Source organism: Hafnia alvei (assembly GCF_900095695.1).
GTDB lineage: Bacteria > Pseudomonadota > Gammaproteobacteria > Enterobacterales > Enterobacteriaceae > Hafnia > Hafnia alvei_B.
This window is the reverse complement of record NZ_FMIQ01000006.1, coordinates 1-22,600: the sequence shown is the minus strand read 5'-3', so window position 1 is coordinate 22,600 and position 22,600 is coordinate 1. Positions and strand designations below refer to the sequence as shown.

The following is a 22,600-nucleotide window of genomic DNA, read 5'->3' as shown; positions in this document are numbered from 1 at the left end:
CGCTCCATCCTCGCCACTTTCGTGCCACAAACAAATTGACCAAACTGTTCTATATCGTCAAAATACTGATATTCGTCAATGTGATAAATATTTATTTAAAAAATCTTATTTGGGGCTCTATGGGACATTGCAATTATAAATATGATGAAATAATGCTCATCAAGAATAAACTATCGGAAAGCAAAACGCTAAATATTACATTTTGCTTTGATAATAATTTTGCGATGCCATGCGGTGTAGCTATCACATCTGTGATAAAAAACAACCCAAATATAAACCTACATTTCCATCTATTCTCTGAGGATGTTAGCGACGATAGCTTAACCCGATTCTCTAAAATAAAGGGAGATAACGTGTCGCTCACTGTGTATAAGATACATGGTGATATGTACATAAATGAAAAGACATTAACTCAAGGATTATCTAAAGCAACATGCTTAAGATTCCTTGCACCCGAAATTATTGATAGTTCCATTGAAAGAATCCTTTACCTCGATGGTGACATGATATGCTTAGGCATGCTTGATGGATTGTTAGACCTAAATCTTGAGAATAGAATTGCGGCCGTTGTTGAAGATTTAGCGGTAACACAAAAAAAATATGAACTGCAGACTCACTTACCCCCTATAGATAATTATTTCAATGCAGGATTCATGTTTATAAACACTGTTGAGTGGAAAAAAAATAATATCACCGAACATTGCTTTGAAATGATAAACAACGGTACTATCTATAAATTTGCTGATCAAGACGTATTAAATATACTACTTAATGATAAGAAGCTAGTTTTAGCTCGTGAATATAACAGAATTATAACTCTAACACCGTTAAAGTTTTTGGATTCAGAATTTGAATTCAATAGCATTATTATTCACTACACTACCGAAAACAAGCCGTGGTATACAATTTTTGAATCAAGGATTTTTTCAAGATATTTTAATGCATCACCTTGGTCTGATTTCCGTTTAGATGAAGCGCCAACAGCTACTGCCTTTAGACTTAAGGCGAAGAAATATCTAAAGGAAAATAATTATATTTCTTATCTTAAATACTACCTCCGGTATTTAATTAAAAAGCATCAAAGCTGATATAGAACGAGTAAAATGATAGCTAGCCAATTGCTCTGGCTAACTATCATTATAGGCGTCTATGCAATACTAGGTTCTTGTGGCCAATCAACATCCGGCGCTTTGCTTGTGTCCACACGACTTAATAACACGCGGTACTTACGCCAAGCCTTCAAGCTCTCAACCTCAAAATCCGTTGCCATCTCTAAATCAATCGCATCCTGTAAGGTGTTTATACGGTCTGTTGCGAGATTTATCCGCTCTTTATGTTCGCGTACCGCCGCCTCGGTATGAAAGTCTTTCTCTGCCTGTGTATCCCTTACCCACTCTGCACCATCCCACAAATCAAAATCACTGGTCGGTGCTTTTTCAGTAGTATCGATAGGTACATCCCCCAGCGCATATATTTCCTGCACTTGACGGCTTTGGGTGTTCCAGCGAATTTCACCTCGATGATCAGCAATGTATTGCCAAGCGTTTGTATCAGCATCAAACACTAACGCAAAACCCGCTTTTGCCTTTGGCGGTTTAATATTAGTACAGTGGGCAGGTAATCCTGTATTTGCAGGAACAAAGCAATCTCCCACTCCAATCAGTTCGTTGGTATCAGAAGATAAGTTGTAGATAGTTAACGTCTGGTCTTCATTCGAAAATTTGAAAGTAGTCATTACGCAAGCCTCACAATATAGTTATAAGCGATGTTTTTTACGGTGTTCTCTGGGTTGCCTGCGGCATTTACCGTGATGGTGTGACCATGAGCACCTAGGGCAACGGTATGGCTATGTGCGCCAATCGCTACCGTGTGGTTATGTGCACCTATGCCGACCGTATGCGCATGATTACCGGCGTTTTTCGTATTGATATTAAATAACCGGTTATTGATATCACCACCGGCGAAAGCATTATTATCAGCATCTCCAGCCGATCCATTAGTACCGTGAACGTGGTCACCAGTGGTATTAGTCGTCTTTGTGCCATAGTCAAAGGTGCTAACAGTTTTGTTGCCGTAATTAAAACTGCTGGTTGTCTTGGTGCCTAAGTCGGTATTTGAAGCACTGGCGCTGTGGTTATGCGATTTAATGCCGTCTTGCTCTTGCGATAACACGGCACGGCCGCTGGCTGGTTTGCCTTTGATTGTCCAGCCACGCATATCAGGGATAACACCAGCCGGGTAAGCAATTGCTAAAAGTCGATAAACATTTTTATCAAACGTTTGCCCTTGCATCAGTGCATAGAATGGTGGCGCTGAATCTGACGGCCACGGTATAGGCGAACCTACTGGAAAACTATCTTGCGGTGTCCACGCAGTCCACGCACCATCCATATACTGGCTGCGGGTATAAATGCGGCTGCTGTTATACACGAGATATTCTTGTGTGATACCCGCATTCTTGTAGACAAGCAACGTACCAGCCAGCGCTTCAGGATAGTTCAGCGCTAGCGAACTATTAGCGTTTGCCGCTTGGTAATAGATACCCGGTGTTTTGAAATTATTCAGGTTTTGATTAGCGCCAATACCAACAGCCTGAACGTCAAAAATATCCGTTGATGTCACGTTGATGTCAGCACTTAATGCTTTACCATTAACCTTGCGCCCACTCGGTACGCGTCCGTTGGCGTTATCATTAGCAGCTTTAACAGCTTTGGGGGTTGCCGCTTGCGTCTCACTGTCACTATTGGTAGCACTGTTAAGCTGGACAATCCCTTTTCTGGCCGTTGTGGCGTCCTGCGCGGTGTACTTGGCATTCGCTAAATCATAGGTTGCCTTCACCGCTGCCGGTGTTGCAGCCTGAATTTCACTGGTGCTGTTTGTGGCACTATTAAGTTGTACCAGCCCCTTTTGCTTTGTAGACGCATCCACAACCGCCAGCGATTCACGCGCGGTCTTTTGCGCCTGCGCACCGCGTCCGCGGATTTCCGACAAATCCTGATCGATTCGCAAAAACAGTCCATCACCCGTCGCGACATTTAACGTGATATTGGCCGTATCTGACACCGCCAGACGAAACTGCATATTGACGCTGACACCACCTACCGGCTTTTCAATTGCGGCACAGTTCGCCACGGCATACAGCTCACCGGCATCAGTCAGTATCCCGATTTCACGCACGGTAAAGCCGCCCACGTCGGTCGGGAGGACTATTTTTGCCATCATCTGGGTCGACTGATCGGGAGAAACGCTGAGATCCCCAATATCGCCGCGATATTTCTCGTTCACCAGCTTGGTTTGCGTTGGCTTTGGCGGCGTGGCCTGTCCGTTGCCGTCACCGACGACAAATTTCACCAACGTGATTTTAGTTCCACTCGCCAGCGCTTCGGCCTCGAGCTCTTTGCCGCGATTCGTAATAATGCTGTAAAAGTTAGCCATTGGGCTCCCCTGCAAATATATCGATATCAATGTGTGCGGTCGCAGCACCTGAAATGTAAAACGCGCCCTCAGTTCCTACGTCGGTGATCACATCTATTTTGCTCAGGTGGCTGCGGAGGTTCTTTGCGCGATCGGTAAGGTTACGGATCTGCGTGTACAAGGCTTCGGTCACCCCCTGAGTGCTGTAGACCTCAATACGAAAGGTGTACGGGTCTTGCTGGGGTTGGTCTTGCCACCATTCCACCACGGTAGTGGGTAGGCCCACCGCGCTTAGCGATCGCCGCACTGCACCTGCCGTTCCTCTGTGCTGGTGAACATAGGCCGCGTCCGCAATAACCTGCCGCTTTTGTGCCTCGTCCCAATCCGGGTTCCAGTAATCCACTGCATATTCCCATGCCAGCCACGGCAGCAAATGTGCCGGACAGGTCGCGGGATCTTTGACATGACGAATAGGAACCGGCAGCGCAAGAATTTGTTCGCCGTTGGCCTGTTCGAGCGCGCGCTCTTCGGACTTAGCATTAGGCGGAAGTAACGACTTAAACATCATCCGCCTCCAATAAGGTCAACGTGACCGTGCTGCAATACGGCGCGGCGCCTGTTTTGGCTTCAATATCCGCGGTGGGCTGTGCCAAATGAACGCGAGTCACGCCCGGTTGATGCAGGGCGCGGTAAATACCGGAAAGTGGTGCTACGCCGCCAATGCGATGCACCTGCGCCACATAGGTTTCGAGTGCTGCTCTTGCACTCTCCAACACCGTCTGGGCGTCAGGGCCGTCGGGAATATCCAACGTGGCCACCACGGCGTATTCACTCAGGACCGCGCTTTGCACCGTCACGTAATCCGTTAACGGTCGCACTTCATCTTCATTTAATGCGTGACTGACGGCATCGAGCAGCGCTTGGGGCGCGGTACCGCTTTTCGTTCGAGACAACACATACACATCCACTTCACCGGGACGGTTGTGGGTCTGGGGTCCATAGGCTTCCGCATCTAACACATCGGGATCGGCGGATTTGGCGTAAAACCGGTAAGCGTTACGCGCACCGGCGGTGCTGAGCTGTGACCATGACAACTGGATGCGTCCCCGATATGCCTCATCCTCCTCCATCTTGGCTTCAACCGGCGGAATGGCCTCGGGCTGGGCGGGAGTTATTACCTGCCTCGCCACGTTAAATCCGGCGCCAATCTGATCCAAATCCGCACCCAGCGCACTGGCTAGCAGCACGCCACGCACCGCGTCATTGATACGCTGCAATAACAAGACGGTTTGATACGCATTGGCTTCGCCCTGCTTGTAGACCGGATCAGACTCCACCAGCGCGTCATACACCGTATCCAGATCGCGGAGCTTCTCGAGCCAACTGTTAAAAATAGTCGTCGCATCAGGGACAAGAATGGCATCCGGTACCGGGATAGCCGAGAGATCGATAAGGTTAGGACTTGTTGCCATAAATGGTTATCCCTTCAAGCGTGACCGGCTGACCGGTCTCTTTGTTAATGCCCTCGATGGTCAGCTCAAACACACCATCGCCATCACGCACCACCTGTACGCGCTTGACGGTTAACCGCGGTTCCCAGCGTGCCAGCGCAGAGGCCGTCGCCCCCACAATGCGCACCCGCGTGCTTTCATCCTGCGGGTTATCAATCAGGTCAGGTAAATCACTGCCATAATCACGCAGAAGCACACGACTATTTTTAGGCGTACTAAGAATGTCGATAACGGATTGGCGTAGATGCGCATTCCCCGCCAGTCGTTTGCCCGTCTGAGCGTTTACACCCTGCATATCACCTCCATAAAAAAACCCGCCGGAGCGGGTCTAGTTTTTCTGCTTGCCGAAATATTCGGGGCCGGTTTTATCCTTCTTCTCTTTCTTTTTCTTACCGCTTGTCGCCTTGGGTTTGATATCCGTCGCTAAATTAAATGCCACCGAGAGTCCCCCACTGGTTAGGCTGTAGACCATCGACTCAATCAACCATGAGCGATCCTCACGCTGACCAAACCCTTGTGTCGTCACGCGCGCCTCGGCGGTCAACGGTAAGTGTTGAGGACGGCAGGGCGCGGTGATATTCATCCGCTGCTCGTTGCGTTTGGCCTGCGTCTTTTTCGCCTTGGCCTGCTGGTCTGCCTGCGCTTTATGCGATTGGGTATAGGGGTTTTCGAGATCGGGGCCATCATGCTCGGTCTGCGCCACTTTGGTCTGCCCGGTATCCTCATCGTAGTAGTTGACCCCAATCTTACCCTTCTTCTCTTTTCCACCGGACGACGGTTTTCCCGTAGTCGAACCGCGCTGTCCTTCACTGTAAGTCCAGTTCGATACCTCACGCGGGACAAGGGTGACATCAGCAAGCGCCTTGCCGCTGGCGGTTAACGCAGCGCCTTGCTCCAAGAACAACCAATATCCCCCGCTCGGTTTACTCACGGCGTTATGACTCCGAGCCAGCCGCGTCAAGAGATTGGCATCCGACTCCGACGCCTGATCCACATGCGACACCGCAATCGCCGCCAGCGCCGGTGCAACTTTGGGGATCAAACCATTGTCGGTGGCCACCGTTTTCACAATGTCGCCCAGCGTCAAATTATCCCAGCTGCGCGTTTTGTGGCTTTGCACGTTCCCGCTTTGCTTCTGGGCATTCATCGGTGCTGCCGTGGCATAGATCACCACTTTACGCGGTGGACCACTGCTCGAGACACCGCTGACCACAAACCAGCCCTTGTCCACCAGATTGCCGTTAAATCCCAGTCCCAACTGTAACCGCGCCCCATTGCTGGGCAACGGTAAGGTTTCTGATATCAGCGTGATTTGTAGCTCATCGGCTTTGCCTGTGGCCCCGCCGTTGTCGGTGAGTGTCAGTTCTTGCAGGCATTGGCGTAACGCTTTAGAGATGTCTTTACCCTCGGCGGTCACGCTAAACTCAGGCCGGTGCTCTTCTACACTGTTCATGCCTAATCCCACAGTTGAAGGGGTGACGCGGCTACCGGCGTATCCAGATCCGGCAGTGTTATCATCACGCCGGCGCCCTAAACAGCGCCAAGGTCCGCAAGACCCGGATTCGCGTCCAGCACCAGCACTACCGCATCCCCTAAATCAGGCCAGCCATAATGCGCGGCGCAAATCGCATCAAGCATGTCCCCCTCACGGGTTTGATAGATCGTCGGCATAATGTCGTATCCCTATTGAGAAGGTTTTGTGGCGCGGCGTGCCGGCGGGGAGAAACTTCGTGGTGCTGTCGTTAAATTTCTCAATCACCCAATAGCCCAGCACATCACCCGCTCCGCTCACTAACTGCTGCGGGGTAGCCTTATCCGCCAAGTCGTATAAATCATCAATGGCGCCCACCCCCTTGCGGTAAAAAGCATGGGCCTCACCGTGAAGCGTGACCGTTCGTCGCTCTTTGCCGGTAAACTGCAATAAATCCGCCTGCCCGATCCGCTCTTGCGCACTCCAGCGCCAGCTGGCTTCACGCGAAAGTTCGTTGTAGGTCAACGCATCGATAGAGAACTCGAAGCCGCCCAGTATCAGCATCACCCGTGGCGGATCGCTGGCAGCGGACGCACGTTGAACCGATGAGGCGCTTTGTTCAACCGCCGCTAACACTGAAAAACCGCTCATCACCACAGCCCCCCTTTGTCGTACATCGCGTTATTACCGTTAAAATATCGGTCGCTTGCGCTTTGTTGATCACCTCATCAGCAATGGCTGAACCTTCCTGCTCGTTGCTCACATTGATTTCAATCTTGAGCTCCTGCCGACGGCTGTCCGTTATCGCGGTGGGTTTCTGTTCGGTGTCCACACGCTCAATCTGCTGAATGAGTGTTGGCCACGATGATGCTGACTCAGGATCAAGTGTGCCAGAAGGTTCGGCTTTATCATTGCTGTGGATCTGTGGCTCTCGAGGCAACAACGGTGCATCAGGCGTGCGTGGCGCCACATCGAGCAATGTTGTTTGAGGCAATGGCAACTGCAAGCTATTAGCCAGATCGGAGAGTGCTTCTTGAGGCAATGAGAACTGCAGGCCCTGAGTCTGTTCAGGCAGAGGCGTTCCGCGCCCGACATCAGGCGAAGGAAAGGTTAAGCCCAATCCTTTTTCCGGCGGTGTTGTGCCCGTACTTGGGTCGCTCTTCGGCGTGTTTTTGCTCATCTCTGCGGCCCAATCCAACGAGAACGGGCCGTCATTGCTTTTACCGTCCACACTTTCAAGCAGTTGCTGGCGCTCTTTTCCCTCCTGATCTTTATCCCAGAACAACGGGATAGCACCGAGTTTGGACTGTGAGCCCGACCACTGATCACGCAATGATTTTTCCATGCCGGGTTTATTCACATTTTGCGCAAACCAGTCCCCTAAACCGTCCCCCTCGGCTTTGATTTTTGCCACCTCCATCGGCATACCCGAACCGATCGCCGTGAGCACATCGGTTTTGGACTCGTTTTCGTCCGGCAATAGCCATGACAGTTTTTTCGCCGCGGCATAAATAATCTTGCCCACGAAGACCACGCCGTTCCCAAACGTCAGCACGCCGGGGTAAAGCTCGTTCTTCATAAAGTTGACTATCTTGCTAATCCCGCCGTTTTTAAACCACTCCGCTAAATTATTGGTGAGGTCTTTTATCTGAGGAGAAAGCTGTCCGCCGAGTTGCCCCGAGATTTCATCCATCGCAGAAGAGAGTACCGTCTGCAGGTTACTCACCGCGCGATTGCCTTCCACCGCACCCCGCGCACCTTCTTCCGTGACCAGTTGATAGCGTTTCTGTTCGTCCATCAAATCGCGATAGCTTTTGCCGGATTGCTTGAGCAGCATCAGCATTTTGCTCGCCTCGCCCCCAAACAGACTATCGAGGGCAAACGACGCCTTAGACTGATCTTTTAAGGTCAGCGCCCGCTCTACAATTTTGCTGAACTGGTCTATATCACTCAGACCAGCAAGATCACCGGCTTTAAATCCCAGCGTTTCAAACGCATCCTGCAATCCACCCTGCTTGCCGTTCTGTTTGTACTCCCCGGCTTTATGCAGATACTCTTCAAACAGATCGCCAAAGTTCTCGCCGTTCATGCCGTATTGCTTGCCCACCGAGTCCCATGCGTTAAAGGTTTCCACCCCCACGCCATAACTCTTGGCGATCCCCGCTTTCTCGGCGGTTTGTGCATTACGGGCCGCAGGCGCAATCAGTGATCCCAACGCCCCGGCAATCAGCCCGCCGCCACCCAGCGCCAAACCACCGGGAAACATGGACGCGGCGATATTACCCGCTTTAGCAAACGCCCCTTTGCCTAACCCTTGGACGCGTTTAAATTGTTCGGCGCGTTTCAGATCACGATTCAGAGCCTCTTGCGCCGCGCTGGCTTTCTTAATCTCTTTCGTGACACCGGTATAGTCACGTTTAAGCGCGCTGATATCCTTCCCAGCAAGCTTGCTCTTTTTGATTTCACTCGCCAGCGTCTGTTGTTGCTTGGTCAGCTTCTGGGTTTGCTTTTCAACATCTTTAATGCCTTTGTTGATCCCCTGCGTGGAGCGGTTCCAACTGGCATCAAGATTGCCGCCAAAGGTGATGACGGCTTTAAGGTTTTGGTTTAAGGCCACGTTTTACCGCCTCCACTTCATCAAAGAGAAAATCCTTAAACGTGCTAAACGGCATATCGAGGTAGTCACTCATCGCAAAGTGCAATCGACGCCCCAAAAACCTTATGCCTCGTCGGATTTCGCTTTCGGGCGCTTGTCGGGCGGCAGCATAAAAACATTGAATGCCTCCTCAAGCTGCAGGTAATCCGCTGCGGTTAACGCATACACATCCTGCTCATTCATGTTGCACAGCAGCGCCAACATGCGCGCATCTTTTTCCCCTTCGCTGCCACGATCTTTTTCACGCGTGATACGGTCGCGCACCGTGGGCTCACGCATCGCTACCTCGGTCAGCGGCGAACCATTGGCAAGGGTTAACGGGGTATACAAGGTGATCGTTTTTGAATTGGCTGGGTACATAATAGGCTCCATAAAAAAACGGCCCGCAGGCCGTCTGGATAAGAATAATGATTGAGGTTAGAGGCGGATTTTTGCCGCCAGCCCACCCAACTGATCAACACCGTTGATGCGTCGGGTAAAGCGTTCGGTATCGATCTCGATAAGCTCACGGCCCTCTAGCGTCTGCTTGTAATAATTGAGCGCAAGATCGACCGTCACCGACACTTCGGATAAGGATTCGCCCGAGCGAGCATCGCGTGTCACTTTGGACACAAAGCCTTCAAACTCTTCAATCGTGCCGAGCGCGGTGCCGTTGCTCATGTAACCTTCATAGGCCGTAAAGCGTGGCTTTTGCCCCACTACACAGCCCAGCAATGCCAATACGTCGGTATCAATCCCCCAGAACTTCACCTGACAGGTCAACGCCTCCATCCCATCATCCACCGGCGTCGGGGCGTCTTGGGCACCGCTACGTAAATTGGCGACCTGAATACTTAGCTCCGGCGGCGTGTATTCGTGTGCCCCTTGAATGCGCTGGCCTTTGGCAAAAAAGACCAGGCACGCATTGTGCTTTTGTTTCCCATTAGGCGGTCATCTCCTCAACGGCATAATCATTATTGACGCGAACGCGCAGGGTAATGCGCTCGGTTGGCGACTTCGGTCCAAAGTCGTAATCGATATACAACTGACCTGCCGCCAGCGATTCGGCGGTGTTAAGCTCTTCGTCAAGCCATGCTTTGCCCCCGAAAATCGCTTTTAGGCCAACGAGCTGGCGCATATAGGCATTGATGGTGCCGATAATGTCGTCGGCAATATCACGATCGAGCGGTCGGTCGTTATACAACAACACCGTTTCCTGAATGCTGTCTTCGATAACATCCGCCGAGCGGCGTACCGATTCAAAACGCCACTGCGGATCGGTCGTACACAGACGGTTGCCCCAATGCTTAAACCCGTCACGACGCACAATGGTGCTGATATTTTCCATGTTCAGCAGGTTGGCCTGACAGTTCGGCTCACCCAAAATAAACTCGTCAACCTGCTCCACGCCGAGGATGTTGTTAATATCCTGATTGGATTTACTCCACCACCAGCCCTTCTCTACGTCGATACGTGCACGCAGACCCGCTGCGCGTGCCGAATACGGCATATAGACGTTTTCGCCGGAAGCATTAGTGACCAGCACACGAGGACGTAGCAGCTCGACGCGCGCACCGTATTGCTGGCGACGCTGCACCACCTCCTGTGCGGTCGCCATCGATGCACAGTCCACATAGGCCACGCCCCGCAGTTTGTTGGCCTGCGACTCTATGCCTTTGCCCACGGCATCATCTTCACTAAATCCGGTGGCAATCAGCACCCGCGGTTTATAGCCGGTGATTGATTCGCTTTGCGCCCACGCCTGCATCCCCGCAAGTATGGCAGCGCGCTGTTTGGCTTCCTCCGTGACCACCGGCACGCGCACCACGATAATGAGCGCCGCACGCTGATCGTTAATATCGGTGATAGCTTGCTTAAGTGTCCCAGCAGCACCGAGTTTATTCAGTTGGCTCGTTCCCACCATCGCCACTGGCGTATTGATCGGGAAGGGCTCATCTTCGCCGCCGGTGAGAGTGACGCTAAACGGGCTAATAAGGCCCTCCGCCTCGGTAGCCGCCAGCGTGATTTTGCTGTCCGCAATCGCGGCAACTAGCGGGGCCAGCTCGCTGGCTTTTGCCATCACGACGCCACCGGCATCACAGCCGAGCGTCAACGTTAGTACACCGGCGTTATATTCCGCTGACGAGGCCACCGCTTCGGGCGTTTCGGGATCGGGAACGGCGGCAACCGCCACCACCTTGTATTGATTGCCTAAGCGCCCCGGCAGGCTTGCTGCAAATGACAACACGTTATCGAGCAACGCGGTACCGACCGTCGCGGTAGCGTTGGTACCCGCCGAGGCATCTGGGGCCGTTCCGACAAGGCCGATCACGGCGGTCTGGATAGTGGTCACCGCCACCGTCCCCGACGTTAGTTCAATGGTTTCAACGCCATGAAGTTCTGACATAGTTTCTCCTGACATAAAAAAACCCGCCGGAGCGGGTTACATCTTCTGGTTGGGTTCTTTCGTAACGCTGTCGGTTTCCGTGTGCGTATGACCGTTATAGGTCATGCGGATACCACTCATTTTTCCTTTGCCATCCGAGATCTCTTCGGTGGCACCAATATTGCCTTTAACGCTGACACCCGCATTCATCGTGCTTTTTCCCTGCACCGTCAGCGTGTCGGTGATTTCCACCGGTCCGTCGAGCGTCCCTTTGCCGACAATTTTATAGGTACCTCCTTCGGCAATAGTGATGGTCAGCGCATGGGCTTCGCGGTCATAACGCACTTCGGTCCCGTCACCGTAGACCGTAATATGCTCCGACTCACTGCCCTCGGGTACCGGTGCACCACCGGTGGCCCAGCCCGGAAAAACACGCCCGTTGTTCAGGTCGCCCCCTTCTGACAGGACCGTCACCGCATCCCCCACCGCACACGGGTTCACATCAGAGCGAAAGCCCCCAGAGAATCCCTGACACAGCGGTAGCCAATCGGTAACAAGCTCACCAATTGAGACGCGGCATTTAGGGATCTTGCCGTGCTGTGTAGAATGAATCACACCACGCCGCACGATATTGGCAAGACGGCGCTGTAAATCACCTTCCATATCACTCATCGGGCGCCTCATAGATTTTGCGATAATCGGCTACGTGCGCGGCGCCGACTTCTGGCACCTTGCCTAGCCATACCCCTTTCACCGGTACACCGCCGCGCGCAAACGGATCTGCACCAAAGGCGGCGCCCTGCTCAAAGGTGATACGCCACACAAGATACTCATCCATACTGGGGTCGAACGCATCGGGTTCCGCGGAGACAAACACGGCACCATCGATATACGACAAACCAAACTGCTGGCCGTCAATCCACTGAGTTAAATCCGCCGCGGCGGTACATATGTAAATATCCGGTTTGGTGATGGTGGCGCTGGCACGATCGACCACGATATACAGCGATACCGAAAGCGATACGCTCGGCTGTCCGCTGGTATTACTCTTGGGGTCCCAGCCATCCACGGAAAGGTAAACAGCAGGGGTCATCAACTGCGTGGTGTTCTCGGGATAGGTATCTGCGTCCGCCACCCACGGTAGGGCTTTTAAGGTCCCGATCACCGCGTCATGATAAGCCGCCATCGATAAGGGCTCAGCCATTGCGCCTCCTATAGACTGATTTTGGCCTTCACGCGGCCTTTAATATCGGATTGGAAGTGGTGCATAAAAATCGCCATCACATCGGCAAAGGCGTTATCTTCCACGTAATCAAGCATCGGGGCATAAATGTCGATTTCAGCCTCTTTTGCTCGCCGCGTCACCGGATCACGGATAACCACGGTGCGCCGATTTTCACGCCGCGAACGCGCGACTTCGCCGTTGGCAAAGGTGTGTGCTTGCAACATCGTGCCTTTTGGGTCAAACCCCGCCTCGCCGGTAGATTTACGTCGCGCAGCAATATAGCGGCCCGTCGTCGGATCGCGTCGGTCATGATGGGGACGAATACGCCCCCGAACGCGACCTTTCAGATCTTTGACCTTGATGGCGTTTAACCCAAACCAGAGCTTGGCCTCATCGAGCATTGCGCCGCGAGAAATACGAAAAGAGAGCAGACGTTTACGCACCATCGCCAAACTCCGTGGCGCCAAACCGGTTTTTAAATCGGCCAACGCTTGTTTACGCAATGTCACCGCGGTACGTTTCAACGCACGCGAATAAGCATTGCGGTACTGCTTGTGTGTGGCACCGACGGCATCGGCAATTTTCCAGAGTGCGCCGGTATCAATATCCACCAACATGTCACGGCGTAACCGGCTGTCTCTTGCCATCTCATCGACTCCACTGTGTGATATCTTCCGCCGGCTTACCCGGCTCACCCCGCGCCAGTGTTATCGTGCAGGTACCGCCATCATCAGGTCCCACTTTCACGACCCAAAAAGACGATGCCCCCACCCGAACCAGTGCTCTTTTCTTGACCCCCAGTACCAACACCGTTTTTACAAAAAGTGAGGGCGCCACGTCCTGAATCTCACCGGCCTTATGACGTAGACTCACATCCGCGGCAGGCTCATCAAAGACGGCGAGGATAGGTTTCATTTCACTATTAATTTCAATATGAATGGAAGGCGATCCCATGGTGTCCAAAATCACATCGTCAGCACCGCAGAGCGCCTCATCAAAAAGGTTATCGAAAGCCTCGCTCATAGGGACCTCACTGCACCAACGTCACCAGCCCCGCTGTCGCTAATGCATCCGCTTCATCCGCCGCGACGCGCAGCAACTCACCGGTATAAATGAGAGTTTGCACCTCATCACGCTCAGCATGCAGCGCTCGGACATGCAGGGTTTTACACGCTACCGCGCAAACCCATGATGACTTCTCCACGAGGGTGGGCTCATCACTGTTAATCTTTACAGGTAGAACGACGCTAGCCTGTTCATCGCCATCATCGTCATTTAACGCATCTAACTCGTCCTGAGCCTCTCGAATACGCATCTGTAATTCGGCCGCGGTACCACTGATATCAGCATCACGTCCCAGTTGTGCGCTCAGCGCCTGTAGTTGGCCAATCAGCTCATCTTTATTCGGTGTTGCCATACTGCCTCCTAACGCGGGGCGATTGCCCCGCCCTGAATTAAGCCAACGTCACCACAACAAACTCATCCGCATCCGCCAACAGCATTAGCGGCGCCGACTGGGTCATGGTGTACTCGCGTGCAGGGTCACCCGTGGTGATCCAGTTTTTAGGATAGCGACGCGCTTTAGTAATACCTGCCGCCAACGCCTCGGCATCCTGCAAGGCACCATAGGTACGAATACCGCGCGCTTCGGTGTTGCCCAACACCAGTGTGTTATCCGGCAGGAAATTGGTTTTCTTCTGCGTTTTCGGATCGATGTACTGGCCGGAATAGACCACGATGGCCACATCGCCATACATCCCTTTGATGGAAACCACTTTATTGAGGTCTTTCAGCGCGGTTTCCAGATAAGCCACCGAGCCGCGACGGGTATCGAGTTTCTTCTGGACTTTGTCAAAGCTGGTGAACAGCGCCCATGCTTTCGGATCCATCACCATGATATTGATGGCGCCTGCTGCATTGAGAGCATACTGTTCGATATCGGCGGTAGGGTCATAAGTCGCCTTATCTTGCTTACTCCAACCTGCAGCCCCTGCTTGGGTGATATTGTTGGCCGCCGAACGCTGCATATCCACTTCCACCGCGTCAAACTGCTCGCCGTTCATCACGAATTTACCGAACAGCACCCCATCCACCGCCTGTTTTTCTTCCACCTGCTGGATCGCCAACTCCTCATCTTTGAGGTTTTGCATAATCAGGCGTTTACGGCGATAGACCGGATCTTGCAACAGCATCGGATCCTCATCCGGCAGACGGCGCAGCAGCATTTTCGGGTTGATTTCGTGCTTTGGTTTAACGTATCCCGGCTGAAATTGGGTTTGAACACCGCCGCGCGTACGTTCAATTTTTCCGTTGATCGTTGGGGAGATATACACCGCCATCGCGACTTCACCGGGGATTTGGGTTAGGTCCACTTTTTCGGTATCAAACTCGTAGGTTTCACGGAAAAACAGACTTAAAAATAACGGGTCGAACTTGAATTTCTTCTCAGTAACGGCAATCAGTTTACTGGTCGAAAAGAGAGAGACAGGCATGTCTTTTCCTCATAAAAAAACCGCGCTAGGCGCGGCTTGGGAGAATTTAAAATAAACGAGCAGATAATTACGGCGTTACACCACGCTCAATGCGGTACCGGCAAATGCGTTGTATTTCAAGGTATCGCTGACCCCCTCAGGCCACTTCACTACATCAATCCGGAACGTGCCTGATTTGTAATACGTGAGCGTCGTAGCCCCTGCCGCAGCATCAAGCGCCAGCACCCCAATAACTTGGCCTGCATGCGCGCCATCCCAGACCACCAGCGCGTTACTGGTTGCATCCAGCATCAGTGGCGTAAATGCAGGGGTATCCGCGGTCATTGCACCCATACCAACGCCGGTATAGGCAGGGTCATTACTGCCGAGGGGTTGGAAATGCTCAAAATTTTCCTGATTCATCTGTGTGTCCTTATACCGGAATATTGTCTAAGTCATCGGCATCCGACAACGCCGCCGCACTGCCCGTGCCTAACGTCTGTGGCGCACTGGCCATCATGGTGTCGAGCGCGGTATCAGTGCGAGCTTGAGCACTGATAGACGCCGACGCCAGCAAACGCTGCGCATCCGCAACGCTCATCCCCGGCGTATTCGCCAGTTCGGCCGCCAGTCCTTCACGTCCTTTGGCCTCTGTACATCCCAAGATCCCCGTCATACGCTCACGTTCAGCGGTGACCGCGGCGTTTAACTGCTCGGTGGTCAGGGTGGCGCTAGCACTTGATGCTGCCGGCACCACATCATTCGTCGTTTGTGCCACAACCTCGGTGGTTGTCGCATTTGCTTTCTGGGGCATTCTCCCTCCTGTCGGGTAAATTTTAGTGTTTAACGTATCGGCCATCAGATTGAGCGCATCGGCATTAATCACCAACGCATCGGAAAGCCCCACATCGATGGCTTCCTGACCGGTAAATACCTGAGCCTCGGTTTTCATGACGGCCTGCAACGATAATCCGCTGTGCTCAGAGACTTTCTGCGCAAACTGCAAGCGGGTTGCGTCGATACGACGCTGAAAATCTTCTCTTACGGCGTCTGGCAATTTTTGATACGGATTGCCATCCACTTTATGGTTACCGCTATAAATCAACGTAATCTCTATGCCAGCCTGCTCCAACTGACCGGCATAGTTGCTGTGCGCCATGATGACCCCGATAGACCCCACGCGCGCAGTCTGGGTTATCAGGCGATGACTGCACGCACTGGCAATGAGTTGCCCCGCCGAACAGTGCATATCATTGGCTAACGCCCAAATAGGTTTATGCTCTCGAAAGCGCGCAATCATGTCGGCGGCATCAAAGGCCCCCGCCACCATCCCGCCCGGCGTATCCATATCCAGCAAAATGCCCTTAACATCCGGATCGGCTATCGCCATTTCAATCCGGGTGATGAGGCCGTTATAGCCCGTCATTCCCGAATACGGTCGCAACGATCCGGCTTTGCTCACCAACGTGCCCGAGACTGATAGCTGAGCGATACCTTGCTGTACGTCATAACCTCTATCTGTACCGATCGATGAGCTCCCCAAATATCCGGCCGTGACCTCCGGCATCTGGGCGGACTCAATCACAGCGCCGCTGCTGTCAATCAATCGGCCTGCCCCAATTTCCTGCCCGAGCGCGCAAAAGAAAACCCGCGCATAGGCGGGTTCAAGTAACAGCGGCTCATTAAAGGCAAGACTGGCAATATGCGGCAAATTACGCGTTTGCATTTTTCTCCTCTTGTGCTGATGGTTGGGACTGTGCACGCATGACATCGGCAACCCATGCCGGCGGGGTTAAGCCCGCCGCTTTGCGTTCTTCAGACTCTCGGCACTGCTGGCGGAAAATATCCTGATAATCTTCCCCGTATTTGCCGCATTCTTTCTCGTAAGTGCTCAGTCCAGCCTCGATAAGCATGATAGATTCTTGCACCTCCTTCACCCCATCGATCGCCATACGCCCTGCACCAATCCACTCTGCATTTCCCCATGCACAGCGAGCCTCTTGGAAGGAGAAACGGGCATTTTTAGGCATCGTGACCACACGCCGCACTAGCGCTTCTTCTAACCAACATCCAAACATCTGGCTCGCCTGACGTGCAGCAATGAATTTGCGACGCCCTAAGAAATAGCGCCACGACTCGTTAGCCGAGGCTCGCGCACTCGAGTAGCTCACTTGGCTGTAATCACGAGAAAGTTGCTCGTATGACACGCCAAGCCCTGCCGCGATATAACGCAGCAATGACTTTTCAAACACCGAATAACCGTTATCAGCATTCTGGGCGGTTTGTAATTGGAGCTTATCGCCGGGGAACAAATGCGGAATTTTAGCCCCGTTAAATTTGACCTGTGCCGCTTGGTAATACACAAGGTACTGTTCGAGCATTTGATTGAGCGGGGAAGCCGTCCCCGGCCCTTTATCAGCACCGAGGATAAACTCAAAGGCTTTCTCAGAATCTAACTCAGACTCAATGGTTGCCGCATACATGGCTTTTACGATGGCACTTTGCAGTTGGGTGTTTTGCAGCGTATCAAGCATTTTCATTTGCTCCATCACGCTGTAGAACTGATTAGCACCTCGCGTTTGCCCATCCTCCACCGGCTCAAAAATGTGGATCATGCTGGGGCGACCGTTCGGTATCTCACGGGGAATACGGACCCATTTCTGTGTCCCAAAATGAGGATAACTGTCCTCACTCACCCAATAAGCTACCGCGGCACCATGGCGATCAATATCTACCCCTGCACGACGCTGCTGCGTATCGGTTCCGTTGTAAGGATTACTGATACGCTTGGGGCTAACCATCTTAAAACGTGTGCGGAATAAGTCGCCATGGCTCTCACTCCAGCACGGCTGCACGCCCAACTCACCATTAAAAGCATGCATGGCCACGCCTTCGCGGATCATCATGGTAAAGGTGCGTTTGCGCTCAACGTCCAAGCAACAGTTATAGTCTTCGGCATATTCTCGCCATGCGGCTTCAACCTCATCCGAAAACGCGCGTGCATCTTGCTCATCAATCCCGAGATAACGCCAGTTTGGACGATGGCTCAAACGAAAGAACGACCCGACGATATGATCCTGGTGTAGCTGAACGCCATTAGCCGCAAATCCATTATTACGCACCAAATCATCAGCGCGTGCATTGCCGCGTTCTAACGTAGGCAATAATGCGGCATCGACACTTTCAGTTTGTGGGATCCACTTCGCGAGTTGCCCCCCAAAGCCACTACCGCCCCCATGGTATCCGGCATATTCACGTAGCGCCGTGCGGCCATCCGGCCCCAACAGTTCCGGTGCTGATGGATTCATAACACCACCCCAGATGGCGGGCGGCGCCGGGAATATTGCCCCAGTTGGCCTTTTAAGTTGTCGATATAATTTTGTAATTGATCGAGAGAGGCGGAAGTAAAATCGACTTTACGCCCGTCTTTTTGCACGGAAACCACACGTTTCCCAATCAGTAAGTCATGCAGCGCACGCTGTGCCGCTGCCAAATCATTTTCAAGGCTCACATCATCCTCCTAGGCTTGCGGCTAAAGCGGCCAAATCTTTAGACGGGGTCTTTAGTGTTGTCGGCGACTGCTGTGCCTCCCAAAGCGCATTCAGGTCTAATTGCCAACGCGATACGCTGATGCGCAGTGCCGCCAGCGCATAAACAAAACAGTCCAGCGCCTCATTGCGTCGTTTTTTAGCATCCCACATGAGCTTCACCTTGCCGTTTTCGTATTTTTCCACCAGCTCTTCAGCGGTTAATTGCTGTGCTTCAATCAGATCAAAAACATCAGGGTTTTTTGGGAAATGGACCACGCCCGCACCCGATTCACTTTCGGCTGGCGCAATCTTAAAGCGGGAATAAATCACTTCTTTCGCCGTATCGGTGCCGATTTCCGTGAGAAACACGCCATCTTTATTTTTCTTACGTGGCATATTGGCCACTGGCTTGCCATATACGCTTGCTCCCTTGATGGGAATGACGCGAAAGAGACCGAGCCTCTTCGAACGCTTATAGACAATGCTGGGGTCAATACCGCCGGAGTCCCAACAAATACGCCCAATACTGACTAACGAGCCATCTTTTCGCGTGTATTGCCGCGCTATCGCCGCATCCACACGTAACAAGGTTTCCTCTTCGTCATGCCGCCCCATGACAATGATGCGATCGATAAGAAAAGCCTCTTCATCCGGCCCCCATCCCCATACTCGGCACTCGTAACGATCGCGTTGGGAGTCGATCCCCATCGTAAGATAGACTGCACGATCAGCGACCTGTGCAGGATAAAACTCAGCGCGTTCATACAGCACATCGGCATCAAGGCGATCGCCAATATCCTCCGACCACGTCTCCCCCAGCGTCGTATTCACAAAGGTTTTACGCTTTCCCGGATCCCCCAACGTCTTACGAAACTCTTTCACCATTTGTACCCACGTGGTGAATGGGCTGTACGCGGTCCAAATGTGGAAGGACACCGAATCAGGCGGGTCAATCTCCGTCCCTGTGGAGCTAAACCATCGCAAACCGTCCGTTGTGGTCATGCCAGTGGTCTCGCAGATGTACCGTCCATCAGCAAAATTCACTTCGTTCTGATGAATAACGCAAGCATTGTGCTCACACAGGTAATAGACGCTCTTGGGTTGCCCTGCCTCCCATTTGAAGCCAAACGGGGTTTCTTTGTCTCCCCACTTGAGAAACTGTTCACCACCGCAGTGTGGACATTTAATGTGGTAACGCATTAAATGCTCAGACTCTCGCGCCGCGCGCTCTATCTGGCAGATGCCTTTAATTTTGGGCGTTGAGCCACGGATCGATTTAGGCCAAACCGAGCCCTCAATACGCTTATCACCCAGAAAGGTGGGGGAGCCCTCTTTCTCGATGTCTTCATCGAAAGCTGCCAACTCGTCGTAACTAACAAAATCAACTGACTTTTCACGGTAGTTCTTCGCCGCTTTGCCGCCCAAACACCAAAAACCGCGCCCATTAGAAAAACGCTTCATCGACAGCGTATTATCTCGGTTCTTTTTGCCATACCACGGCGCTAGCGCAAGTAGTCCGGGCACATCACGGATCGTCGGTTCAATATGCGATTTCATGAAGTTCTCAGCATCACTATCGGTGGGTTGCCAGATAAGCCCGTTACGCTGTTTATGCTCAATGAAATAGCTGATCACGCCCAGCAGCATCTTGGAGTAACCAACACGTGCTGACTTAATAAGATTCACCTCTCGGATATCATCGCTGCCCATGGCGTTCATGATCGCCACCTGAAACGGTAACGTTTCCCACCGCCCTTCTTGGTAAGAAGACTCTTTGGGGAGGTAATAATTTTCGTTGGCCCACTCCACGGCGCACACCGGCACGGGACGAAACAGAACACGTAATCCCGCAGAGACCGTTTGCTGCAAACTACGAATTTGTTTGCTCGATATATTCATTCAACAGCTCCGGCACTAGCTCCCCTGTTGCCGCGGCTTTATTCATCGCTTTAACCACATCGCGCTTTAAAAACTCGATATGCCTATTCTCTAACTCAGGGAAACGACGCTGCATGGAAAGAGGAATACCATCTAAAATACCGGCGATTTCGGCGGCAACACGGGAAAGGACAAAAACACAAAAGGCAGTCTCTACCACTTCCGCCATATCTTTTGCATTCTTTAGCTCTTGGGCGTCAGCTTGCGCTTTTGTGAGTCGCCAACGCTCAAAATCAATATTGACCGCGGGATCATCTTCAGCAGCCGGTTGTTTTTGGCTCTGATGCTCGAGCCGGTTTTCCAAAACAGTGCGCACATCGTAGAGCACTTCGCGACCACGGCGTTCGGTGGGCGTGACACCCCATTTATCAAATGCCTGAACAGAAATCCCGAGACTCGCCGCCATATCTCGCTTATTGAGGCAGACGGTCATGGATCACCTCCTCAGGTTGGTGTTAGTTGTTATGTTTTTTTACGAAATGCGCGCGGGACAAGGCCTGAGGGGGAACAACGAAACAACAACCAACTCTCCAAAAAAGCTCATAAATAGCGATATTTCGCGCGTCTACCGCCCCTCGGTGTATTTAGATGCTAGAAAGGACCCATAAAAAGCCGCCCGTAGGCGGTTATCAATTACTGAATCTTTTAAAATGATAAATTAAGCTCAAATCGATTAATTTCATATGAGTAAAAAAGCCTTGTTTTAGACCAAAATGCTTTCGCTGCATCATCAAGTGGCTCAGCAAAAATACTAGCGATATTCATTTCCATAGCCAAAGATATGATCTGAGAGACGACCTCCGATCCATACCCCTCACCTCGAAATTTATTAAAAATATAAAGTTTGGAGATTTCTAACATCGTTCCATTGTCGGTATCAATGCCGCAGCAAATAACATAACCAAGCAGATGTTTACTATCTCTACAAATGAAGCTAATAAATTCACTGCTTCCTATCAGTCTCTTATGGACGATGAATGGCGCTATGTTACAGCTTTCAGGCTCTTTCCTAAGCGCTTCATTTATCTCTAAAACTTCACTTTTATAGGATAAAATCTTTAGTACAACCAACTCAAAACCCACCCATTTCCAATCATTACAGGATATGCTGCAAGAACAGAACATATTACAATATATTAACAATTGCATGTAATTTGTTAAACATGTGGCGAGGTATATGTAAAAGGGCTGAACGATATGATAAATGACTCTAACGTGACTGAGCACCCCCATTTCACTTAGCGCTGCTCACATTTGATGATGACATTTCCATTTACACTCCGAATTCGGAAACGGAACCACATAAAGCTTTTAACGTTATCATTTGATAAATAGTTTATTTTTTCATTTTATGATTGAATATTTGACTCACCATTTTTAGAAATAGATGCAACGTTGTAACCTGATTTAGCAACCACACTACTAACAAAAATTTAAATCAACAAGCCTCTTTTGTGGTAATGGACATAAATAGCCACAACAATATAATTAAATAAAATCAAATGGTTAAGGAATTATTTGATATTGCTATAGCCTTAGCCCTGCAGGATTCAACATTCTCTTCTATGCTGAATAAGTCGTTTTTATTTTATAAGGAGGCAATTTATGGGTTTGTTTGAGAAAGCTAAAGGTGTAGCAAATGAAGCGGCCGGTCATGTAGAAGAGTCCTATGGTGAAGCTACCAATTCGCATGAACATAGATTAGAGGGGCAGGCTCGACAAATTTACGGTAAAGGTTTAGGTGCTGCATCTGACGTGGTGGATACAGCGAAACAGCAAGTAGAAACAAACCCTCTTGCTTCGGTAGCTATTTCAGCTGGTATTGGTCTAATTCTAGGCTACTTACTTGGTAGAAAGTAATCTCTGGCCCCTAATTTAGGGGCTCTTGCTCTAAATCTTTGAAAACGAAGATTGAGTTAATCGTATTCATACCATTCATGCTTTCGCTTCATTCTCCGTGTCATAAAATTAGGTAAGCCTGATAGCTGTGCACTCATGCGCAGTCGCCCTCTGTTAATT

The 22,600-nt window shown here is 51.3% G+C and carries 27 protein-coding genes; 2 read left to right on the top strand and 25 right to left on the bottom strand.

What is annotated here, in order from left to right:
- Positions 1–80: 80 nt before the first annotated feature.
- The gene (locus BN1044_RS01550) at positions 81–1,088 is read left to right on the top strand and encodes a glycosyltransferase family 8 protein (protein WP_139130870.1); all 1,008 of its coding nucleotides are present in this window, start codon (positions 81–83) and stop codon (positions 1,086–1,088) included.
- Between the two features lie 59 nt (positions 1,089–1,147).
- On the opposite strand, the gene BN1044_RS01545 is transcribed toward BN1044_RS01550, so the two are convergent.
- The 25 genes from BN1044_RS01545 to BN1044_RS01425 form a co-directional block, all read right to left on the bottom strand.
- Positions 1,148–1,735, bottom strand: a complete 588-nt coding sequence (locus BN1044_RS01545; protein WP_072307275.1) for a tail fiber assembly protein — start codon at positions 1,733–1,735, stop codon at positions 1,148–1,150.
- Entirely contained in the window at positions 1,735–3,435 is a 1,701-nt protein-coding gene (locus BN1044_RS01540) for a tail fiber protein (RefSeq protein ID WP_072307274.1), read from the bottom strand. The genes BN1044_RS01545 and BN1044_RS01540 overlap by 1 nt, the downstream gene beginning before the upstream one ends.
- A complete protein-coding gene (locus BN1044_RS01535) occupies positions 3,428–3,979 on the bottom strand; it encodes a phage tail protein I (protein ID WP_072307273.1) in 552 nt (183 codons plus the stop codon). The genes BN1044_RS01540 and BN1044_RS01535 overlap by 8 nt, the downstream gene beginning before the upstream one ends.
- A complete protein-coding gene (locus BN1044_RS01530; RefSeq protein ID WP_072307272.1) occupies positions 3,972–4,886 on the bottom strand; it encodes a baseplate assembly protein in 915 nt (304 codons plus the stop codon). Before BN1044_RS01530 ends, BN1044_RS01535 begins: the two co-directional genes overlap by 8 nt.
- Entirely contained in the window at positions 4,870–5,220 is a 351-nt protein-coding gene (locus tag BN1044_RS01525) for a GPW/gp25 family protein (RefSeq protein WP_072307271.1), read from the bottom strand. The genes BN1044_RS01530 and BN1044_RS01525 overlap by 17 nt, the downstream gene beginning before the upstream one ends.
- Before the next feature lie 33 nt (positions 5,221–5,253).
- A complete protein-coding gene (locus tag BN1044_RS01520) occupies positions 5,254–6,378 on the bottom strand; it encodes a contractile injection system protein, VgrG/Pvc8 family (protein ID WP_072307270.1) in 1,125 nt (374 codons plus the stop codon).
- A gap of 77 nt (positions 6,379–6,455) precedes the next feature.
- Positions 6,456–6,596: a tail protein X gene (locus BN1044_RS01515; RefSeq protein ID WP_139130869.1), complete on the bottom strand. Its 141-nt coding sequence runs from the start codon at positions 6,594–6,596 to the stop codon at positions 6,456–6,458.
- Entirely contained in the window at positions 6,571–7,047 is a 477-nt protein-coding gene (locus BN1044_RS01510) for a phage tail protein (RefSeq protein ID WP_072307269.1), read from the bottom strand. The genes BN1044_RS01515 and BN1044_RS01510 overlap by 26 nt, the downstream gene beginning before the upstream one ends.
- A complete protein-coding gene (locus BN1044_RS01505; RefSeq protein WP_247650378.1) occupies positions 7,016–9,013 on the bottom strand; it encodes a hypothetical protein in 1,998 nt (665 codons plus the stop codon). The genes BN1044_RS01510 and BN1044_RS01505 overlap by 32 nt, the downstream gene beginning before the upstream one ends.
- A 102-nt stretch (positions 9,014–9,115) precedes the next feature.
- The gene (locus BN1044_RS01500; RefSeq protein ID WP_081329512.1) at positions 9,116–9,412 is read right to left on the bottom strand and encodes a phage tail assembly protein; all 297 of its coding nucleotides are present in this window, start codon (positions 9,410–9,412) and stop codon (positions 9,116–9,118) included.
- Between the two features lie 57 nt (positions 9,413–9,469).
- Entirely contained in the window at positions 9,470–9,883 is a 414-nt protein-coding gene (locus BN1044_RS01495) for a phage major tail tube protein (protein WP_254663914.1), read from the bottom strand.
- Positions 9,884–9,974: 91 nt separating this feature from the next.
- Complete coding sequence (locus BN1044_RS01490; protein ID WP_072307267.1) at positions 9,975–11,438, bottom strand: phage tail sheath C-terminal domain-containing protein; 1,464 nt, start codon at positions 11,436–11,438, stop codon at positions 9,975–9,977.
- A 36-nt stretch (positions 11,439–11,474) separates the two neighbouring features.
- A complete protein-coding gene (locus BN1044_RS01485) occupies positions 11,475–12,089 on the bottom strand; it encodes a phage baseplate assembly protein V (protein ID WP_072307266.1) in 615 nt (204 codons plus the stop codon).
- Positions 12,082–12,621 carry a hypothetical protein gene (locus BN1044_RS01480; protein ID WP_072307265.1) on the bottom strand — a complete coding sequence of 180 codons (540 nt, stop codon included), beginning with the start codon at positions 12,619–12,621 and terminating at the stop codon, positions 12,082–12,084. Before BN1044_RS01480 ends, BN1044_RS01485 begins: the two co-directional genes overlap by 8 nt.
- Before the next feature lie 8 nt (positions 12,622–12,629).
- Positions 12,630–13,289, bottom strand: coding sequence for a hypothetical protein (locus BN1044_RS01475; protein WP_072307264.1), 660 nt, complete (start codon positions 13,287–13,289; stop codon positions 12,630–12,632).
- Between the two features lies 1 nt (position 13,290).
- Positions 13,291–13,665: a head-tail joining protein gene (locus tag BN1044_RS01470; RefSeq protein ID WP_072307263.1), complete on the bottom strand. Its 375-nt coding sequence runs from the start codon at positions 13,663–13,665 to the stop codon at positions 13,291–13,293.
- 7 nt (positions 13,666–13,672) lie between these two features.
- A complete protein-coding gene (gpFI, locus tag BN1044_RS01465) occupies positions 13,673–14,059 on the bottom strand; it encodes a DNA-packaging protein FI (RefSeq protein ID WP_072307262.1) in 387 nt (128 codons plus the stop codon).
- Positions 14,060–14,096: 37 nt separating this feature from the next.
- The gene (locus BN1044_RS01460; protein WP_072307261.1) at positions 14,097–15,134 is read right to left on the bottom strand and encodes a major capsid protein; all 1,038 of its coding nucleotides are present in this window, start codon (positions 15,132–15,134) and stop codon (positions 14,097–14,099) included.
- A 75-nt stretch (positions 15,135–15,209) separates the two neighbouring features.
- Complete coding sequence (locus BN1044_RS01455) at positions 15,210–15,536, bottom strand: head decoration protein (protein ID WP_072307260.1); 327 nt, start codon at positions 15,534–15,536, stop codon at positions 15,210–15,212.
- A gap of 10 nt (positions 15,537–15,546) precedes the next feature.
- Positions 15,547–16,839, bottom strand: a complete 1,293-nt coding sequence (locus BN1044_RS01450; RefSeq protein ID WP_072307259.1) for a S49 family peptidase — start codon at positions 16,837–16,839, stop codon at positions 15,547–15,549.
- On the bottom strand, positions 16,826–18,421 hold the full coding sequence (locus tag BN1044_RS01445) for a phage portal protein (RefSeq protein WP_072307258.1): 1,596 nt from the start codon (positions 18,419–18,421) through the stop codon (positions 16,826–16,828). Before BN1044_RS01445 ends, BN1044_RS01450 begins: the two co-directional genes overlap by 14 nt.
- On the bottom strand, positions 18,418–18,624 hold the full coding sequence (locus BN1044_RS01440) for a phage head-tail joining protein (protein WP_072307257.1): 207 nt from the start codon (positions 18,622–18,624) through the stop codon (positions 18,418–18,420). The genes BN1044_RS01445 and BN1044_RS01440 overlap by 4 nt, the downstream gene beginning before the upstream one ends.
- Position 18,625: 1 nt before the next feature.
- A complete protein-coding gene (locus BN1044_RS01435; RefSeq protein WP_072307256.1) occupies positions 18,626–20,542 on the bottom strand; it encodes a phage terminase large subunit family protein in 1,917 nt (638 codons plus the stop codon).
- Positions 20,514–21,014 (bottom strand): terminase small subunit, encoded by a 501-nt coding sequence (locus BN1044_RS01430; RefSeq protein WP_072307255.1) that lies wholly within the window; start codon positions 21,012–21,014, stop codon positions 20,514–20,516. Before BN1044_RS01430 ends, BN1044_RS01435 begins: the two co-directional genes overlap by 29 nt.
- A gap of 212 nt (positions 21,015–21,226) precedes the next feature.
- Positions 21,227–21,664, bottom strand: a complete 438-nt coding sequence (locus tag BN1044_RS01425) for a GNAT family N-acetyltransferase (protein ID WP_072307254.1) — start codon at positions 21,662–21,664, stop codon at positions 21,227–21,229.
- Between the two features lie 522 nt (positions 21,665–22,186).
- Here BN1044_RS01425 and BN1044_RS01420 point away from each other — a divergent pair.
- Positions 22,187–22,441 (top strand): ElaB/YgaM/YqjD family protein, encoded by a 255-nt coding sequence (locus BN1044_RS01420; RefSeq protein WP_227658306.1) that lies wholly within the window; start codon positions 22,187–22,189, stop codon positions 22,439–22,441.
- Positions 22,442–22,600 lie beyond the last annotated feature (159 nt).

Bases quoted from the DNA above. Each gene is read 5' to 3' on its own strand.
- BN1044_RS01545 (WP_072307275.1), bottom strand. From the start codon at position 1,735: ATGACTACTTTCAAATTTTCGAATGAAGACCAGACGTTAACTATCTAC.
- BN1044_RS01540 (WP_072307274.1), bottom strand. From the start codon at position 3,435: ATGGCTAACTTTTACAGCATTATTACGAATCGCGGCAAAGAGCTCGAG.
- BN1044_RS01535 (WP_072307273.1), bottom strand. From the start codon at position 3,979: ATGTTTAAGTCGTTACTTCCGCCTAATGCTAAGTCCGAAGAGCGCGCG.
- BN1044_RS01530 (WP_072307272.1), bottom strand. From the start codon at position 4,886: ATGGCAACAAGTCCTAACCTTATCGATCTCTCGGCTATCCCGGTACCG.
- BN1044_RS01525 (WP_072307271.1), bottom strand. From the start codon at position 5,220: ATGCAGGGTGTAAACGCTCAGACGGGCAAACGACTGGCGGGGAATGCG.
- BN1044_RS01520 (WP_072307270.1), bottom strand. From the start codon at position 6,378: ATGAACAGTGTAGAAGAGCACCGGCCTGAGTTTAGCGTGACCGCCGAG.
- BN1044_RS01515 (WP_139130869.1), bottom strand. From the start codon at position 6,596: ATGCCGACGATCTATCAAACCCGTGAGGGGGACATGCTTGATGCGATT.
- BN1044_RS01510 (WP_072307269.1), bottom strand. From the start codon at position 7,047: ATGAGCGGTTTTTCAGTGTTAGCGGCGGTTGAACAAAGCGCCTCATCG.
- BN1044_RS01500 (WP_081329512.1), bottom strand. From the start codon at position 9,412: ATGTACCCAGCCAATTCAAAAACGATCACCTTGTATACCCCGTTAACC.
- BN1044_RS01490 (WP_072307267.1), bottom strand. From the start codon at position 11,438: ATGTCAGAACTTCATGGCGTTGAAACCATTGAACTAACGTCGGGGACG.
- BN1044_RS01485 (WP_072307266.1), bottom strand. From the start codon at position 12,089: ATGAGTGATATGGAAGGTGATTTACAGCGCCGTCTTGCCAATATCGTG.
- BN1044_RS01480 (WP_072307265.1), bottom strand. From the start codon at position 12,621: ATGGCTGAGCCCTTATCGATGGCGGCTTATCATGACGCGGTGATCGGG.
- BN1044_RS01475 (WP_072307264.1), bottom strand. From the start codon at position 13,289: ATGGCAAGAGACAGCCGGTTACGCCGTGACATGTTGGTGGATATTGAT.
- BN1044_RS01470 (WP_072307263.1), bottom strand. From the start codon at position 13,665: ATGAGCGAGGCTTTCGATAACCTTTTTGATGAGGCGCTCTGCGGTGCT.
- gpFI (WP_072307262.1), bottom strand. From the start codon at position 14,059: ATGGCAACACCGAATAAAGATGAGCTGATTGGCCAACTACAGGCGCTG.
- BN1044_RS01460 (WP_072307261.1), bottom strand. From the start codon at position 15,134: ATGCCTGTCTCTCTCTTTTCGACCAGTAAACTGATTGCCGTTACTGAG.
- BN1044_RS01455 (WP_072307260.1), bottom strand. From the start codon at position 15,536: ATGAATCAGGAAAATTTTGAGCATTTCCAACCCCTCGGCAGTAATGAC.
- BN1044_RS01450 (WP_072307259.1), bottom strand. From the start codon at position 16,839: ATGCAAACGCGTAATTTGCCGCATATTGCCAGTCTTGCCTTTAATGAG.
- BN1044_RS01445 (WP_072307258.1), bottom strand. From the start codon at position 18,421: ATGAATCCATCAGCACCGGAACTGTTGGGGCCGGATGGCCGCACGGCG.
- BN1044_RS01435 (WP_072307256.1), bottom strand. From the start codon at position 20,542: ATGAATATATCGAGCAAACAAATTCGTAGTTTGCAGCAAACGGTCTCT.
- BN1044_RS01430 (WP_072307255.1), bottom strand. From the start codon at position 21,014: ATGACCGTCTGCCTCAATAAGCGAGATATGGCGGCGAGTCTCGGGATT.
- BN1044_RS01420 (WP_227658306.1), top strand. From the start codon at position 22,187: ATGGGTTTGTTTGAGAAAGCTAAAGGTGTAGCAAATGAAGCGGCCGGT.